1 protein-coding gene and 1 pseudogene are annotated in these 507 nt (G+C 77.1%); both read left to right on the top strand.

Annotated elements, in window-relative coordinates:
• On the top strand, positions 1-319 hold a 319-nt coding region (locus B7767_RS43035), incomplete at its 5' end, for an SIS domain-containing protein (protein ID WP_143653020.1).
• Positions 316-507 (top strand): annotated as a pseudogene (locus tag B7767_RS43040) (D-beta-D-heptose 1-phosphate adenosyltransferase); the annotation flags it as partial. The gene B7767_RS43035 and the pseudogene B7767_RS43040, both read left to right, overlap by 4 nt.

Genomic DNA, 507 nt, shown 5'->3' on the forward strand with positions numbered 1-507 from the left:
CTACGCCCGCCAGGTGACCGCCCACGGGCGTCCCGGCGACGTGCTGGTGCTGCTGTCCACCTCGGGACGCAGCGCCAATCTGATCGCGGCGGCGGTGACGGGCCGGCGGGCCGGGCTGCGGGTCTGGGCGCTCACCGGGCCCGGTCCGAACCCGCTGGCGGAGGCCGCGGACGAGGCACTGTGCGTGGCGGCGGGCAGCACCGCGACCGTCCAGGAGACGCATCTGGTCGCCGTACACCTGCTCTGCGAGTGTTTCGACGCCGCCGTGGCCGCGCCCCTCGCGCGGAGTGCGGCGGCCGTCCCCGGGAGGATGTCATGACCGGTCCGAAGCCGCTGGTGGTGGTGGGGGACGTCCTGCTCGACGAGGACATCGAGGGGGTCGCGACCCGGCTGGCCCCGGACGCGCCCGCCCCGGTCGTCGACGTCACCGGTGACCGTCGGCATCCGGGCGGGGCCGGGCTGACCGCCGCGCTCGCGGCCCGCGGCGGCCGGGAGGTGGTGCTGGTG

It is taken from the genome of Streptomyces sp. 13-12-16 (assembly GCF_002114215.1).
In the GTDB taxonomy this organism is placed as follows: domain Bacteria; phylum Actinomycetota; class Actinomycetes; order Streptomycetales; family Streptomycetaceae; genus Streptomyces.